This is a genomic window from Oceaniglobus sp. K40-3, from assembly GCF_055808395.1.
Genome location: NZ_CM147868.1, coordinates 1809402 through 1823888, shown reverse-complemented (window position 1 = coordinate 1823888; position 14487 = coordinate 1809402). Strand labels below are relative to the sequence as shown.

General features: G+C 61.3%; 14 protein-coding genes and 1 pseudogene. 7 read left to right on the top strand and 8 right to left on the bottom strand.

Translation table 11 applies throughout. The features are described 5' to 3' along the window. Positions 1-9: 9 nt before the first annotated feature. Together AC0L7P_RS09475 and AC0L7P_RS09470 are read left to right on the top strand one after the other, a co-directional pair. Entirely contained in the window at positions 10-786 is a 777-nt protein-coding gene (locus AC0L7P_RS09475) for an oligosaccharide flippase family protein (RefSeq protein WP_473432603.1), read from the top strand. Beyond that, positions 743-1378: an MATE family efflux transporter gene (locus tag AC0L7P_RS09470; RefSeq protein ID WP_473435431.1), complete on the top strand. Its 636-nt coding sequence runs from the start codon at positions 743-745 to the stop codon at positions 1376-1378. The genes AC0L7P_RS09475 and AC0L7P_RS09470 overlap by 44 nt, the downstream gene beginning before the upstream one ends. Before the next feature lie 11 nt (positions 1379-1389). Here AC0L7P_RS09470 and AC0L7P_RS09465 read toward each other — a convergent pair whose 3' ends face one another. From AC0L7P_RS09465 to AC0L7P_RS09450, 4 genes are all read right to left on the bottom strand, one after another. After that, complete coding sequence (locus AC0L7P_RS09465) at positions 1390-2694, bottom strand: GumC domain-containing protein (RefSeq protein ID WP_473432602.1); 1305 nt, start codon at positions 2692-2694, stop codon at positions 1390-1392. A 109-nt stretch (positions 2695-2803) separates the two neighbouring features. Further along, complete coding sequence (locus tag AC0L7P_RS09460; RefSeq protein ID WP_473432601.1) at positions 2804-3157, bottom strand: hypothetical protein; 354 nt, start codon at positions 3155-3157, stop codon at positions 2804-2806. Further along, positions 3109-3768: a P-loop NTPase family protein gene (locus AC0L7P_RS09455; RefSeq protein ID WP_473432600.1), complete on the bottom strand. Its 660-nt coding sequence runs from the start codon at positions 3766-3768 to the stop codon at positions 3109-3111. Before AC0L7P_RS09455 ends, AC0L7P_RS09460 begins: the two co-directional genes overlap by 49 nt. Before the next feature lie 132 nt (positions 3769-3900). Next, on the bottom strand, positions 3901-4539 hold the full coding sequence (locus tag AC0L7P_RS09450) for a sugar transferase (RefSeq protein WP_473435430.1): 639 nt from the start codon (positions 4537-4539) through the stop codon (positions 3901-3903). A 764-nt stretch (positions 4540-5303) separates the two neighbouring features. Here AC0L7P_RS09450 and AC0L7P_RS09445 point away from each other — a divergent pair. Then, positions 5304-5969, top strand: a complete 666-nt coding sequence (locus AC0L7P_RS09445) for a D-lyxose/D-mannose family sugar isomerase (RefSeq protein WP_473432599.1) — start codon at positions 5304-5306, stop codon at positions 5967-5969. Here the strand turns inward: AC0L7P_RS09445 and AC0L7P_RS09440 are convergent. Further along, positions 5963-7105, bottom strand: coding sequence for a pyridoxal phosphate-dependent aminotransferase (locus AC0L7P_RS09440; RefSeq protein WP_473432598.1), 1143 nt, complete (start codon positions 7103-7105; stop codon positions 5963-5965). The genes AC0L7P_RS09445 and AC0L7P_RS09440 overlap by 7 nt on opposite strands. A 218-nt stretch (positions 7106-7323) precedes the next feature. Between AC0L7P_RS09440 and AC0L7P_RS09435 the strand changes: the two genes are divergently transcribed. After that, entirely contained in the window at positions 7324-7995 is a 672-nt protein-coding gene (locus AC0L7P_RS09435; RefSeq protein WP_473435429.1) for a DsbA family protein, read from the top strand. A gap of 60 nt (positions 7996-8055) precedes the next feature. On the opposite strand, the gene ispG is transcribed toward AC0L7P_RS09435, so the two are convergent. From ispG to AC0L7P_RS09420, 3 genes are all read right to left on the bottom strand, one after another. Next, positions 8056-9189, bottom strand: a complete 1134-nt coding sequence (gene ispG / locus AC0L7P_RS09430; RefSeq protein WP_473432597.1) for a flavodoxin-dependent (E)-4-hydroxy-3-methylbut-2-enyl-diphosphate synthase — start codon at positions 9187-9189, stop codon at positions 8056-8058. 84 nt (positions 9190-9273) lie between these two features. Further along, positions 9274-10506 (bottom strand): helix-turn-helix domain-containing protein, encoded by a 1233-nt coding sequence (locus tag AC0L7P_RS09425; protein ID WP_473432596.1) that lies wholly within the window; start codon positions 10504-10506, stop codon positions 9274-9276. A gap of 305 nt (positions 10507-10811) precedes the next feature. Further along, complete coding sequence (locus tag AC0L7P_RS09420) at positions 10812-11393, bottom strand: 5-aminolevulic acid synthase (protein WP_473432595.1); 582 nt, start codon at positions 11391-11393, stop codon at positions 10812-10814. Between the two features lie 134 nt (positions 11394-11527). Between AC0L7P_RS09420 and AC0L7P_RS09415 the strand changes: the two are divergent. The 3 genes and pseudogenes from AC0L7P_RS09415 to AC0L7P_RS09405 all read left to right on the top strand — a co-directional run bounded on the left by AC0L7P_RS09415 (position 11528) and on the right by AC0L7P_RS09405 (position 14368). After that, positions 11528-12902 (top strand): annotated as a pseudogene (locus AC0L7P_RS09415) (M20/M25/M40 family metallo-hydrolase). 84 nt (positions 12903-12986) lie between these two features. Beyond that, positions 12987-13928, top strand: a complete 942-nt coding sequence (locus tag AC0L7P_RS09410) for a nucleoside hydrolase (RefSeq protein WP_473432594.1) — start codon at positions 12987-12989, stop codon at positions 13926-13928. Continuing rightward, a complete protein-coding gene (locus AC0L7P_RS09405; protein ID WP_473432593.1) occupies positions 13925-14368 on the top strand; it encodes a GNAT family N-acetyltransferase in 444 nt (147 codons plus the stop codon). Before AC0L7P_RS09410 ends, AC0L7P_RS09405 begins: the two co-directional genes overlap by 4 nt. Positions 14369-14487 lie beyond the last annotated feature (119 nt).

Sequence of the window (14487 nt, the reverse complement as noted above, 5' to 3'; positions counted from 1 at the left end):
GGGCGAGTGATGGCTATGAAACGGTTGCTGAATGCAATGCAGGATAACCGGCTGATGGCCCGGGCCATGCGCAGTTCATCGCTGATTATTATCGGTTATTCCGGCAGTCAGGGGATGCGGCTTGTCTCGAACCTGATCCTGACCCGCCTGTTGTTTCCCGAAGCGTTCGGGATGATGGCGCTGGTCGGGGTGGTGTCGGTCGGGTTGGCGATGTTTTCCGATGTGGGCATCAGCCCGTCGATTTCCCATTCCAAACGTGGCGATGACCCGGATTTCCTGAACACGGCCTGGACGATTCAGGTGATGCGTGGATTCGGCCTGTGGGTGGCGGCCTGTCTTTTGGCGTGGCCCGTCGCCATGTTTTACGGCGCGCCCGAATTGATGACATATCTGCCGGTGGCGGGCATTTCCCTGGCGATTGCGGGGTTCCTGCCCACCCGGATCGAAACCGCCCACCGTCACCTGTTGATGGGGCGGCTGACGATGCTGGATCTGGCCAGTCAGGCCATCGGCATCCTTTCCATGGTTGTTCTGGCGATGCTTTTGCAGTCGGTGCTGGCGCTGGTGCTTGGTGGTGTGATCGGGGCGTTGGCCAAACTGGTTCTGACCCATTTCGGCCTGCCCGGAATGCGCAACCGGTTTCGCTGGGAACCCACCGCCGCAACCGAACTGGTCACGTTCGGCAAGTGGATTTTCCTCTCCACCGCCTCGTGGTTTCTCAGGCTCGCAGGGCGACAAGGCAATTCTGGGCAAATTTCTGTCGCTCAATATCCTTGGGGTTTATAACATCGGGTTTTTCCTTGCGGCCTTTCCCCTTGCGCTGGGTCAGGCGATCACCGGTAAGGTTCTGATTCCGATCTATCGTGATACACCGCCCACCCAATCGCCCGAGAACGCGCGCAAGCTGCGCAAGATGCGCTATACTCTGGCTGTGCCGATCATGGCCCTGTTAACCATCGCGGCGTTTCTCGGCCCCGAAATTGTCGATCTGCTGTATGATACCCGGTATCTTCACGCCGGGGCCATTCTGGTGCTGCTGGCCACGGCGCAAATCCCTCAGGTGATCGGCCTGCCCTATGATCAGGCGGCGCTGGCCTATGGGGATCTGCGGCGGTTTTTCGTGTTCACCTGTGCGCGTGCGGTGTTGCAGGTCGGGTTGCTGCTGATCGGGGTGTCGTTCTTTGGGTTGATCGGTGCGCTGGTTGCCTGGGGCATTTCCAGCCTGCTGACCCACCCGTTTGCCATCTGGCTCGCCCGCCATCACAAGGTGTGGGATCCGGTCTATGATCTGGTGTTTTTCACCTATGGCACTGTCGTGGCGGTGGCTGCGATCTGGGTGCATTGGCCGCAAATCGCGGCAATGATCGCCGCCACCTGAGCGGCCTTACATCAGGCGTTGTCGGGCGGTTCGATCGCCCGGCTGCGCCGCGTCGCAAGCCAATCGTGCAGGCGATGGCGCAGGCTTGCAAAGCGTGAGGCGCGGATCGGTTTCGCCGCCAGAAACGGAATGGCCACGACGGGCGTAAGGCCGGTTTCCCGCTTCATCTGGGTGGGGGTGCGCAACACGGGTTTGCGCAGATCCAGGGCAAAGGCCACGGCCAGCGCCGCCAGAACCGCCGCCACCCCGCCCATCACTGCGCGGCGTTTTTTCGAACCGGTATAGGGATATTCGGGCAGCGGCGCCGCCTCTAGCACGGTCAGTTGTTCGGCGTCGTTGCGCGCCTCAAGGCGCGCGCCCACCTCGGCCTCGGTGCGGCGGGTGCTGATCACGTCAAGCTGGCCCTGCAACTGGCGCAACTGGCGTTCAAACGCCGATACCTGCCGTTCAATCTCGGGGCTGGTGTCGATGCTGGCGCGCAGGTTGGCCACCCGTTCGCGCAGCATATCACGCTGTTTGTCCAGCCCGGCCAGTTCTGCCTCGAATTCATCGACCTCGCGTTTCACCGTGGCGCGTCGGCCGTTGCGGTCCACCTGATCCAACTGGCGTTGGACGGAAATGCGACTGCGTTCAATATCAAGGATCGCCTGATTGATCGTCGAAATCTCGCCCCGGCGAAATTCCAGCGACCCCGGAATCGCCAGATCATTGGCGGCGCGAAAATCGGCGATCTTGTCCTGAAGCGCGGTCACTTCGCTGGTCAGCTTGTCCTCTTGTGCGGTAAAGAATTCCAGCGTCGCTTTGGTCTGTTCGGCGCGGGACCTGGCGCTGAGCGCGATGGTCCGCTGGGCCATGTCGTGGGCAACGTCCTGGGCCTGTTGGGCGGTGGGCATATTGGCCGAAATCGTCACGACCGAAATCGTGCCATCGTCGGCAAACCCTTCGCGCACGGCGGCCACACCATCAATTGAAACCCCTTCGCGCAGGCGGTTCACCTTTTCGGTCAGGGTGATGCCCGGCAGATCCGCGAACAGATCGAATTTTTCAATCACGTCAATCAGGCTGCCCCGCGCCATGATCTGTTGTTCGATCAGTTGCAGCCGCCGGGCCGATGATCCGGCCACGGTCGAGGGCGCCAGATCATTGGCGATTTTCGGGGCTTCGATCTGAATCACTTCGGCGCTGTGATACATATGCTGTTGGTTTTCGGCATAGATCAGCGCGCCGATACAGCCAAGCAGGGTCAACCCGATGATCAGGCGCAGGTGCCGCCACACCATATCCAGAAAATCGTCCAGCGAATAAATCGGACCCATCGTGTTTCATCCCAGTCTTGAAGGCATAGCGACGTAGAAATAATATGCGTGCCCCCGAGAAACCAGATCAACGGGGCGAAACTGTGGCCATCGCGGGGACAATTGACCGTTATCGGCTGTATTTTCGCACGGAGGACGGGCGCGCCCGGTTCAGGATCACCCCAAGCAGCGGCGCCTGCCCGGCCAATATCCGTTCGCATTCGGCGATATGACGGGCGGTTGTGCGCGTCGCATCCGAGATCAAAAGCACCCCATCGACCTGCGGCAGGAACGCCCCCAGATCGTCATGGGTCAGAATGGCCGGCATGTCATAGATCACCACATCCGGGGTCAGCGCAGTGTGCATCGCCTCAAGGGTTTCGGCGGTGCGCCGGTCGTGCAGAATGTCGGCACTGTCCTGAAACGGCACGGTATTCAGCCCCAGCGCAAGGGTATCGGACAGGCGCACCAGATGGTGTGACATCGGCACGCGCCCGGCCAGAAAATGGCGGATTTCCCCCCGCCGTGAACATCCAGCGCATCGGCCACACCGGGATTGCGTTGATTCAGATCCATCAGAATGCTGCGGCTGCCCGGCACCCGGGCCATGGACATGGCCAGATTGACGGCGGTAAAGGTGGCGCCACAACCGGGCGTGGGGGCGGCAATCGCGATCCGGGTCCAACCGTTCTGGCGCAGGGTGTGCATCAGTTGGGTGCGCAGCAGATCGACCGCCCGCGACACATCGCTTTCGCGGTAATGATTGGCCAGCGGCGCGCCACCCAGTTCATATTTGCGCGCGCGGGGCTGGATCACCCGCAGGCCGACCCAGGTTTCACTGCGTTGCGGCGTTTCCACCCCGTTTTCATGGGGAAACAACACCGACCGCCCCGCCCCCCGCGACGTGGGCGTGAACACCGAGGTATCGGCACGGGCGACAACCTCGCTCAGGCGTTGCGCCCAACCGCTGTCGCGTTTCAATCGCTCCCTTGGTTTGCGCGATTGGTTCATCTTGCGCCCACCTTCGACATCTTCCCAATCCTCCGGCCCAAACAGGGCATCCAGCGGATCAGGTGGTAATGACACATCATTCATCGCATGACCAATCTTGTTTGGACCAACACCGGATCACCCGGATTTACGGGCGCGGGCATCGGTTTACCAACCGGGATCGCAAATCAAAGGGGCGGTGATGTGGCGCCCGCGCGGCCAGTATGGGGCCGCCTGTCAGTATCCGGTGCGCCGCAACATAACACCGACCGTGCGCATCATCACGCCCAGATCCCCCAACAACGACATTCTGGCATGGTATTGCGCATCGATTTCGGCGCGGAACGAAAAGTGGTTCTCGTTGCGGGCCGACACCTGCCAATATCCGGTCACACCGGGGCGCATGGCGAAATAGGCATAGGGATCGCCATACAATGCCAGTTGGTCAGGCATCATCGGACGCGGGCCGACCAGGCTCATATCGCCTTTCAGCACATTCCAGAACTGTGGCAGTTCATCCAGCGAACTGGTGCGCAGGAATTCCCCCACCCGGGTGATGCGCGGATCATGCTTGAGCTTTTGGGTCTGCGCCCATTCCCGCGCCATGGCCGGATCGGCATCCAGATAGCGTTGCAGGCATTCGTCGGCATCGCGCACCATCGTGCGCAGTTTGAGGATCGAAAACCGCCGCCCGCCAACACCCAGACGGTCCTGCCGGTAAAACGGCGATCCGCCCTCGATCCACAGGGCCAGCGCGCACAGCGCCACGATGGTGAGCGTCAGCGGCGCCGACAGCAGAACAAAAATGATATCGACAATCCGCTTGCCCAACGCGCGATACCGCATTGATCCGGGCAACGGCCCCCGTGGCACCATCGGAGCGCGACGCCGTGAAAACACGAGCCCGGATGACAGGGCCGAGACCACCGGGTGGTGGTCGTCCGGGCCTTCGGTGACGCGCGCAAACCCGAAGGCGTCGCTGTCGTAAATTTGTTCTCTCAAACCCCTGGCTCCCCAAAAGGATGCCGCACATCAATAGCAGCAGCTGTGTGGTCGCATTGAAACCCGGCGGCAATCCGCCCCGGATTCCAGTCGTCGTATACCCCGCGGCATGCAGAACCCTGCACACCGTAAACTCAGAATTGGCACCCCACGCACCGTCCGTTACAAATACAGTCTTTTTTGAACCGACTTTTAGTGACTTGGCCCAAAACACACTGTTTCCACTCAAAGAGGCGCGAAACTGGCAACAATCCCCCTGTGGACGAGGCACCTTTCACAAAACAGCAACACCGCGCAGATTACCGTGCCACCGTCTTTCCCAACCACGGCAATCAGCAGGAATAGTTTCAGCCGTTGAAGGGTTTAGCGTTGGGCCGCGCCAACGTGGCCAATTTATGCTGCGGGCGCGAAAATCAAAAGTGGGGAAACCCCTACTCCACAGATAACGCTACGGAACTTGACGTTACGGGAAACGGGACATCCAACGAAACTGTGTTCACTGTCTTTGCTGGCGCTGACCTGCCGCGAAACGGGCGGCAGATCGTATTTCCCGCACATCTGTTAGCGCTCACTCTTGAGACTTTGCGCAAAACCGCGTTCAGTCGCGGGAATGATTCGTTAGGGAAAGGGACCACCGGATGAAACGCTCGCAAGTGAACGAAATTCTGCGTGCGGGCGATGATTTCATCCGCAGTTTCGGATTTATCCTGCCCCCCTTTGCCTATTGGACGCCGGACCAGATGCGCGCCGCCGTAGGCAGTGATATTCACACCCGCGGCCTTGGCTGGGACATCACCGATTACGGTGCGGGCAAATTTGATGACATGGGCCTGTTCCTGTTCACCACCCGCAACGGCGACAACGCCGATCTGGGCAAGGATACGGGCATGCTCTACGCCGAAAAGATCATGATCAGCCGCGAAAATCAGCTCTCGCCGATGCACCGCCACAACATCAAGGCCGAAGACATCATCAACCGGGGCGGTGGCGATCTGATTATCGAATTGTTTGCCCCCGACGGAAATGGCGGGATTGATCGCAAGGCAGACGTGACTGTGCCCTCGGACGGAATGCCCGTCACCCTGCCTGCCGGTGGCAAGCTGCGCCTGAAACCCGGCGAAAGCGTAACCCTGATGCCCGGCATCTGGCACGCATTCTGGGCCGAAAAGGGCGATTGCCTGATCGGTGAGGTCAGCACTGTCAACGACGACAAGACCGATAACGTGTTCGAACAACCCATCGGACGGTTTGCCGACATCGACGAAGATGTCGCGCCGGTTCACCTGTTGGTGGCCGATTACTGACGGTTCGCCATAAAGGCGGTCAGGCGGGCCAACCCCTCGATAATATCCGCCGTGGCGCGGGCATAGGAAAACCTGAGCGTGGTTGCCCCGCGCTCGGGGTCGAAATCCAGCCCCGGCGTGACGGCAACCCCGGCCTTGTCCAGAATTTCAGCGGCAAAGGCCAGGCTGTCATCGGTCATCGCGGATACATCGGCATAGATGTAAAACGCCCCGTCCGGCGGCGCAAAGGTGGGGAACCCCGCCTTGGGCAACCCGTCCATCAACACCTGCCGGTTGGTGGCATAGACCGCCAGATTGGCCTGCAATTCATCGTCACAATCCATCGCCGCCAATGCCGCGATCTGGCTGGCGTGGGGCGCGCAGATGAACATGTTTTGCGCCAGCCGTTCGATCATCCGCACATGGCCCTCGGGGACCACCATCCAGCCGATGCGCCAGCCGGTCATGGAGAAATACTTGGAAAATGAATTTATGACATAAACGTCGTCACTGATTTCCAGCGCGCTGACCAGGCGCTTTTCGTAATTCACCCCGTGATAGATTTCATCCGACACGAACGCCGCGCCCCTGGCTTGTGCCGCCGCGATCAGCGCGGCAAGGTCGGGTTTGTCCAGCATGGTGCCCGAAGGGTTCGCCGGTGAGGCCACGATCAGCCCGGCAATATCGTCGGGCAAAGTTTCGGGTGTTGGTTGAAACCGCGACTCGGGCGTGGTGGTAATATCCAGCGGCTCAAGGCTCAGCGCGCTGAGGATCTGACGATAGGACGGATAGCCGGGGTTGCCCAATGCCACGCGATCACCAGCATCAAACAACGCCGTAAAGGCCAGCAAAAACCCCGCCGATGACCCCGATGTGACAATCACCCGCTCGGGGTTCAGATCAACCCCGTACCAATCGTGATACAGCCGCGCGATCCGCGCCCGTAATTCCGGCAGGCCCAGGGCCACGGTGTATCCCAGCGGCCCCGCCTCCATCGCGGCGGCCAATGCGGCGCGTGCGCCTGCGGGGGCCGGGGTGCCGGGCTGGCCCACTTCCATGTGGATGATGTGGCGCCCTTCGGATTCGGCGCGCCGGGCGCGTTCCATGACATCCATCACGATGAAAGGGGCCACCTGCCCCCGGTTGCTTTGTTTCATGGCATGTTCCGCTGTTGTTTGCGCCTTGGTCGCGCGGCGGATCGTCGCCGTCAATGGCCAGCGCGCACAAACCCGCGTGAGAATGCCATCCCCCCTTTGCCACCCCGCCGCGCTGTGTCATTGTATCCGTCAACCCGATCACAGGAGACGCCGATGTTGCGCACCCCCTGACCGCCCTTGCCCTGACTGCCGCTTTGGCCCTGCCCGCAGCCGCCGAAATGACAGATGCCGAGCGGGCGGATTTCCGCGCCGAAGTGCGCGCCTATCTTCTGGACAACCCCGAAGTTCTGATGGAAGCCATCGCCGTTCTGGATCAACGGCAAGCCGATCAGCAGGTCGCAGGCGACAAAGAGCTTCTCAGCACCCATGCCGATGCGATCTTTGACGATGGCCATAGCTGGGTCGGCGGCAACCCCGATGGCGATGTCACCATCGTTGAATTCATGGATTACCGCTGTGGGTACTGCAAAAAGGCCCAGCCCGAAGTGGCCGAACTGTTGGCGCGCGATGGCAATATCCGCCTGATCGTCAAGGAATTCCCGATTCTGGGCGAAGACTCGGTGGTCGGATCACGTTTTGCCATCGCGACCAAAATGGTCGCGGGGGATGAGGCCTATGGCGTCATCCACGACGCCCTGATGACATTGCGCGGCGATATGTCCCCCGACACCCTCAAGGCGCTGGCCGATGACAACGGGTTTGACGGTGCGGCCATTGTCGCGCAGATGTCCGACCCCGAGGTCACAAGGATCATCGCCGCCAACCGCGCCCTGGGGCAGCAGTTGAAAATCAACGGCACCCCCAGCTTTGTGTTCGGTGATCAGATGGTGCGCGGCTATGTGCCACTCGACGCCATGCAACAGATCGTTACCGCCCTGCGCGAGGGATAAATACGCGCCCCCCGGTCGGCGCGGCTGACCGGGGGTTTTGCGAATTCCCATTCAGGTGGGCTATTCTGCGGCCTGATCGGCGGCGGCGGTTTCGGCTTCCAGCGCTTCGGCGCGTTTTTCCACCTGTTCAACGATGTGATCGACCATTTCGGCATTGCTCAGCTTGTGGGTTTGTTTACCGGCCAGATACACCATGCCCGCCCCGGCACCGCCACCGGTGAACCCCACGTCGGTCATCAATGCCTCGCCGGGGCCGTTGACGACACAGCCGATGATGCTCAGGCTCATGGGGGTTTTGATATGTTCCAGCCGCTTTTCCAGCGCCTCGACGGTTTTGATCACGTCAAACCCCTGCCGCGCGCAAGACGGGCAGGAAATGATATTCACCCCGCGATGGCGCAGCCCGAGGGATTTCAGGATCTCGAACCCCACCTTCACCTCTTCCACCGGATCGGCGGACAGGGATACGCGGATCGTATCACCGATCCCCATCCACAGCAGATTGCCAAGGCCAATGGCCGATTTGATCGTGCCGCTGGTCAGCCCGCCCGCCTCGGTGATGCCAAGGTGAATCGGCGCATCCGTCGCCTCGGCCAATTGTTGATAGGCGGCGGCGGCCATGAACACGTCTGACGCCTTGCAGCTTATCTTGAAGTCGTGAAAATCGTTGTCCTGCAATATCTTGATATGGTCCAACCCCGATTCAACCATGGCATCGGGGCAGGGTTCGCCGTATTTTTCCAGCAGATGCCGTTCCAGTGATCCGGCGTTCACGCCGATACGGATCGAACAATTATTGTCACGTGCCGCGCGGATCACTTCCTTGACCCGCTTTTCATCCCCGATATTGCCCGGATTGATCCGCAGACAGGCCGCGCCCGCCTCGGCCGCCTCGATCCCGCGTTTATAGTGGAAATGAATATCGGCCACCAAGGGCACCGGGCTTTCGCGCACGATTTCGCGCATCGCGCGGGCGCTGTCCTCATCCGGGACAGAAACGCGCACGATATCGGCCCCCACATCTGCGGCGGCCTGAATCTGGGCGATGGTGGCTTTTACATCGGTGGTCAGGGTGTTGGTCATCGTCTGCACCGTGATCGGCGCATCGCCCCCCACCGGCACGTTGCCCACCATGATCTGGCGGGATTTCCGGCGATAGATATTGCGCCACGGGCGGACGTGATTAAGCGACATGGGATTGGCCCTTTTGCCTGAGGGGTTCACACCACCAGATAGGGCATCACAGGGCGCAGGGCAACGTCGGCGCCGAACCTGTGATCACTCCTCGACCGGTGCCAAAAGCGAGGCATCGGCCACGACCGTCGCCAGATCGCCATCATTTTCCAGATCGGCCACCTGATATTGATCTTGCAGGTTATCCGCAGCCAGGCTCAGGTTTTTGGTAACCTGTCCGTTGCGCCCTGCGGGGCCATAGGTTGCACCGTTCACGGCGAAATAAACGGCGCCGGATTCCCCGGTCAGCAGGGTTGCCGCCTCTTCGGTTTTGGGCAAAACGAAACGGTCGCCCTTGTGCATGGTTTTTTCATAGATCACCGTGCCATCGGCGGCCCGCACCCGGACCCAACTGTCACGCACGGCAAACATCACCACTTCGGGGACATTCTCGGCCACCACGCGGATCACTTCTCCGGCGTCTATTGCCGGGGAAAGCGCGCCAGTGTCAGAGGGTGTTGCGGTGGTGATGGCGGCCATTTCGCTGGCGCGGCGCGACAACACGGTGTCCGACGCGATCGGCCCTCCGGCACGGGGGTCAAGCGTGGCAATGGCGGCGTCCCGCGCCACCATCACCGGCACATCCAGCGCCTGCGGTCGGTAAAGCCGGTCAAAACCATCGGCCTCGCGCGGTTCCACCCCGGCGACGGCTGCGTCGCCCACGGGCATTTCCGCCCCGGCCCCCAACAGCGGATCAAGCTCGGACACGACACCGGGGGCCTGATCAACCGGGACAAATTCAACCTTCTGCATCTCGCTCAGAAAGGAATACCCGCCATAGCTGATGCCACAGATCAACGCGAGCAACACCGCGCTTGACCCGATGGCGCCGGGTTCGATCCGCGACAGCAAACCGGGGGCGGGCGGCGAAAACATGATCGAAGACTCGGAAAACGGATCGCGACGGCCCTTGTCGGCGCTGCGCGTTTCGGATCGTTTGGCAGACGCGGCAGAAGACATGCCATGGGCGGTTTCAAACCCACCCTCGGCACAGAACGCCTTGTAAGCCCATTCAGGATCAAGCCCAAGATACCGCGCATAAGACCGCACATAACCGGCAATGAACCCGGGGGTTTCAAACGCGGCGGGATCGGCATTTTCGATGGCGGCGATATAGGTTGCCTTGATCTTCAGCTCGCGCTGAACATCCAGCAGGGATTTCCCCAGCGTGGCCCGTTCGCCCCGCATGACATCCCCCAGCCGCAGATCGAAATCATCAAAGCCGCGCGGCTTTTCAACTTCTTCCACAACATCGGGTGCCCGAAAACGACGGATCATTCTGCCCACCAACCTATCACTGCCTCATGTCCCCAACGCCCCACGATTCTGACTCCGGGGTGATTTGCCTGACAGGGTAACATAGGGTTGATCACGATGCACCGCCAGAATGGTCGCCCTTGCCGAAAATGGGCGTTTTTCTGCGCAAAACCGGGTGTTTGATGGCGCTTCCTGCATTGCAACATATTGTGTCACATTTGCACGGAAAGCCTTCATGTTGGGCGGCGGCGCGGAATGTTCAGCTAAAAACATTTACTTTCCGCACCTTGCAACGCGAAGTTTATCCACAACGCCAATGCGCCGCGCTATTCAGCGATCGCGATTGTACAATCCCCGGCTCCGCGGGCCTTTTTATTGCAATCGGCCAAAGCCAGGGCATTGGCCCCCTGCCCCCTGGCCAGCGCCCAATCGCCGGTGGATGGCGAAACCGCCAGCGCCTTTGGCCCGCCCCCTTTCCACGATTTGCGAAATCCTGCCGTGGCATCCACGGAAAGTTGCAGCGCCTTGGGGGTGTAATTTGCCGGGCGGATCTGGGCCGCAATCAGGCAACCCGCACTGCCCCGCTTGCGCGCCTTGTTGCACGCGGCCAGCGCCGCCGCCTCGGCCGGGGGGATGGCGTGATAATTCGCGGCGGCAAGGGTCGGTTCGGCCATCAGGCCCTCATCCGGTGAAAGGGCGATGGCGCCGTAGTATTTCTGCTGTTTGGCCAGTTCCGCCAAAACCAGTTTATCCTGCTGCGACAACATCGGCAGGTTGAACACCGTCACCGAAACGCCCTTGGTGGAAAACAAGGTTGTATCCGCCATGCGCCCGTCCACGGGCTGGGCCAGCGCCGGGGCGGCAAGGCTGATGGCCAGAGCAATGGGCAAAAGTCGGGTCAGGCGCATGGTGGTATTCTCCGTCGCAGATCTGTTTCCCGCAACCCTAAGGCCCAGAGGCGCCACTGGCCAGCCCGCAGCGCTGGACAGTGCGCGCCCGGCTGATACTGTCACGCCAACATCCAATCAGCCGGAGCCACGCCATGAGCCTTGACGCAGTCCTTTCCCGCATCGACGACGACTTGCCCCAGGCCACCGAACGCCTGCTCAACCTGCTGCGGATCAAATCGATTTCCACCGATCCGGCGTTCAAATCCGAATGTGACCGCGCCGCCGACTGGCTGACCGACGATCTGCGCAGTCTTGGGATTGACGCCGGCAAACGCGCCACACCGGGCCATCCCATGGTGGTGGGGCATCATCCGGGCGAGGGGCGCCATCTGCTGTTTTATGGCCATTATGATGTGCAACCCGTCGATCCCCTGAACCTGTGGGATCGTGATCCCTTTGATCCGCAGATTGAAGAAACCGCAAAGGGCAAAGTGATTCGCGGACGCGGCAGCAGTGATGACAAAGGCCAGTTGATGACCTTCATCGAGGCCTGTCGCGCCTGGAAAGCAGTGCATGGCACCCTGCCCGGCAACCTGACGTTCTTTTTCGAGGGCGAAGAGGAAAGCGGCTCGCCCTCGCTGGTGCCGTTCATGAAGGAAAACGCCGATGAGCTGCGCGCTGATGTGGCGCTGATCTGTGATACCGGGCTGTTTGGCGACAACACCCCGGCCATCGTCACCATGCTGCGCGGTCTGCTGGGCGAAGAGCTGACCATCACCGGGCCAAGCAAGGATCTGCATTCGGGGCTTTATGGTGGCCCGTCGATCAACCCGGTCCGTGTGCTGACCCGCATCATTGCCGGGCTGCACGATGACATGGGGCACATCACCGTGCCGGGGTTCTATGACGGGGTGCCGGAATTGCCCGGACAGTTGCGCAGCCAGTGGGACAACCTGAATTTCGATGCCGGTGCCTTTTTGGGCCAGGTGGGCCTGTCCACCCCGGCAGGCGAACAGGACCGCACCGCGCTGGAAATGCTGTGGTCGCGCCCCACCTGCGAAGTGAACGGCATCTGGGGCGGCTATCAGGGCGACGGGTTCAAAACCGTGCTGCCCGCCCAGGCCCATGCCAAGATCAGTTTTCGTCTGGTGGGCACCCAGGACCCCTATGAGATCTCGCAAGAATTTCCGCAAGATGGTCGAGGCGCAACTGCCCCCGGATTGCACGGTTGAATGGAAAAGCCACGGCGCCTCAGCGGCCAGCCAGATGAGCATCGACAACCCCGCCTTCGATCTGGCCCGCCACGCGCTGTCGTCTGAGTGGCCCAATCCGGCGGCCTATGTGGGCAGCGGTGGGTCGATCCCGATTGCGGGATATTTCAAATCCATCCTCGATACGGATTCGATGTTGATCGGGTTCAGCAAGGATGACGACCAGATCCACTCACCCAACGAAAAATACGACCTGAGCAGCTTTCACCGGGGCATTCGCAGTTGGGCGCGGGTGCTGGACGCCCTCACCCGTTGACCGCGCGCTCATCGCTCCCTTGCGGTCGCTCTTCGCGAGAAGCGACCGCAAGGGAGCGCCGAGCGCCCCCCGAAAGGAGCCATCATGGCCGCAACGAAAATCATCATCGACACCGACCCGGGACAGGACGACGCTGTTGCCATCCTTCTGGCACTGGCCAGCCCCGACGACATCGAGGTGCTGGGAATCACTGCGGTGGCAGGCAACGTGCCACTTGCCTTGACCCAGAAAAACGCCCGCATCGTCTGTGAACTGGCTGGTCGGGTGGATATTCCGGTGTTTGCGGGCTGCGACACGCCGTTGAAACGCCCGCTGGTCACCGCTGAACATGTCCACGGCAAAACCGGGCTGGACGGCCCCACCCTGCCCGATCCGAAAATGCCGTTACAGGATCGCCACGCCGTCGATTTCCTCATCGATACCCTGCGCGCCCACCCTTCCGGCAGCATCACCCTCTGCCCTCTCGGCCCGCTGACCAACATCGCCACGGCCTTGCAACGGGCGCCCGATATTGCCGGGCGCATTCAGCGGATCGTGTTGATGGGGGGCGCCTATTTCGAGGTGGGCAACATCACACCGGCGGCGGAATTCAACATCTATGTCGATCCCGAGGCCGCCGATATCGTGTTCCGCTCTGGCGTCGATCTGGTGGTGATGCCGCTGGATGTGACCCACAAGGCGCTGGTCACCGGGCCGCGCAACGCCGCGTTCCGCGCGATTGGCACCCCCGCTGCTGTGGCAGTGGCGGAAATGACCGATTTCTTTGAACGGTTCGACAAGGCGAAATACGGGTCAAACGGTGCGCCCCTGCACGACCCCTGCGTCACCGCGTACCTGATCGCGCCTGAATTGTTCACCGGGCGCCATATCAACGTCGAAATCGAAACCACCTCTGACCTGACCCTGGGCATGACCGTGGCCGATTGGTGGGGTGTCACCGACCGCGCCCCCAACGCCACTTTTATCGGCAATCTTGACGCCGACGGCTTTTTTGCCCTGCTGACCGAGCGTCTGGCCCGGTTGTGAGCGTCACCCTGCGCATTGCAACCATAGAGGATCGCGACCGCGCGCTGGCACTGGTCGCGGCATTTCACCGGGAACACGCCAGCGACACCGATGGTCTGGACGCAGCACTCGATCCATTGCTGGAGGGGGTGCCGAACGCCGTTCTTTACCTGATCGGCCCACCGAAATCGCCGGTGGGCTATGCAGTGATCTCGTTTGGCTATGCCCTTGATCTGGGCGGGGCGACGGCAACCATCGCGGAATTGTTCATCCGCCCACCGGTGCGCGGGCGCGGCATGGGCAGTGAAGCGGTGGCGGCATTGGCCAAAGCCCTGTCGCACCACGGCATCCGCGCGTTGCACATGGACGCCGCCGCCGCCAACCCGCGTGCCCTGGTGTTCTGCCGGCGGCTGGGGTTTGTGCCACGTGACAGCCACACGGTAATGACCCGCCCGTTGTGACACGGCGCGTGATCCAAAGGCGCGGGCTGCGCCCGCATTCCATATTATGTCTGGCGCCTGTGGCGGGCGGCACCGTGCTCTGTCCGGCGTGTCACCGGAATGTGACCCGGGGGTGGCAC

What these genes read in the sequence shown, in the direction of transcription:
- AC0L7P_RS09475 (WP_473432603.1), top strand. Translation starts at nt 10, where the DNA reads ATGGCTATGAAACGGTTGCTGAATGCAATGCAGGATAACCGGCTGATG.
- AC0L7P_RS09465 (WP_473432602.1), bottom strand. Translation starts at nt 2,694, where the DNA reads ATGGGTCCGATTTATTCGCTGGACGATTTTCTGGATATGGTGTGGCGG.
- AC0L7P_RS09460 (WP_473432601.1), bottom strand. Translation starts at nt 3,157, where the DNA reads ATGTCACACCATCTGGTGCGCCTGTCCGATACCCTTGCGCTGGGGCTG.
- AC0L7P_RS09455 (WP_473432600.1), bottom strand. Translation starts at nt 3,768, where the DNA reads ATGAATGATGTGTCATTACCACCTGATCCGCTGGATGCCCTGTTTGGG.
- AC0L7P_RS09450 (WP_473435430.1), bottom strand. Translation starts at nt 4,539, where the DNA reads ATGGTGCCACGGGGGCCGTTGCCCGGATCAATGCGGTATCGCGCGTTG.
- AC0L7P_RS09445 (WP_473432599.1), top strand. Translation starts at nt 5,304, where the DNA reads ATGAAACGCTCGCAAGTGAACGAAATTCTGCGTGCGGGCGATGATTTC.
- AC0L7P_RS09440 (WP_473432598.1), bottom strand. Translation starts at nt 7,105, where the DNA reads ATGAAACAAAGCAACCGGGGGCAGGTGGCCCCTTTCATCGTGATGGAT.
- AC0L7P_RS09435 (WP_473435429.1), top strand. Translation starts at nt 7,324, where the DNA reads ATGACAGATGCCGAGCGGGCGGATTTCCGCGCCGAAGTGCGCGCCTAT.
- ispG (WP_473432597.1), bottom strand. Translation starts at nt 9,189, where the DNA reads ATGTCGCTTAATCACGTCCGCCCGTGGCGCAATATCTATCGCCGGAAA.
- AC0L7P_RS09425 (WP_473432596.1), bottom strand. Translation starts at nt 10,506, where the DNA reads ATGATCCGTCGTTTTCGGGCACCCGATGTTGTGGAAGAAGTTGAAAAG.
- AC0L7P_RS09420 (WP_473432595.1), bottom strand. Translation starts at nt 11,393, where the DNA reads ATGCGCCTGACCCGACTTTTGCCCATTGCTCTGGCCATCAGCCTTGCC.
- AC0L7P_RS09410 (WP_473432594.1), top strand. Translation starts at nt 12,987, where the DNA reads ATGGCCGCAACGAAAATCATCATCGACACCGACCCGGGACAGGACGAC.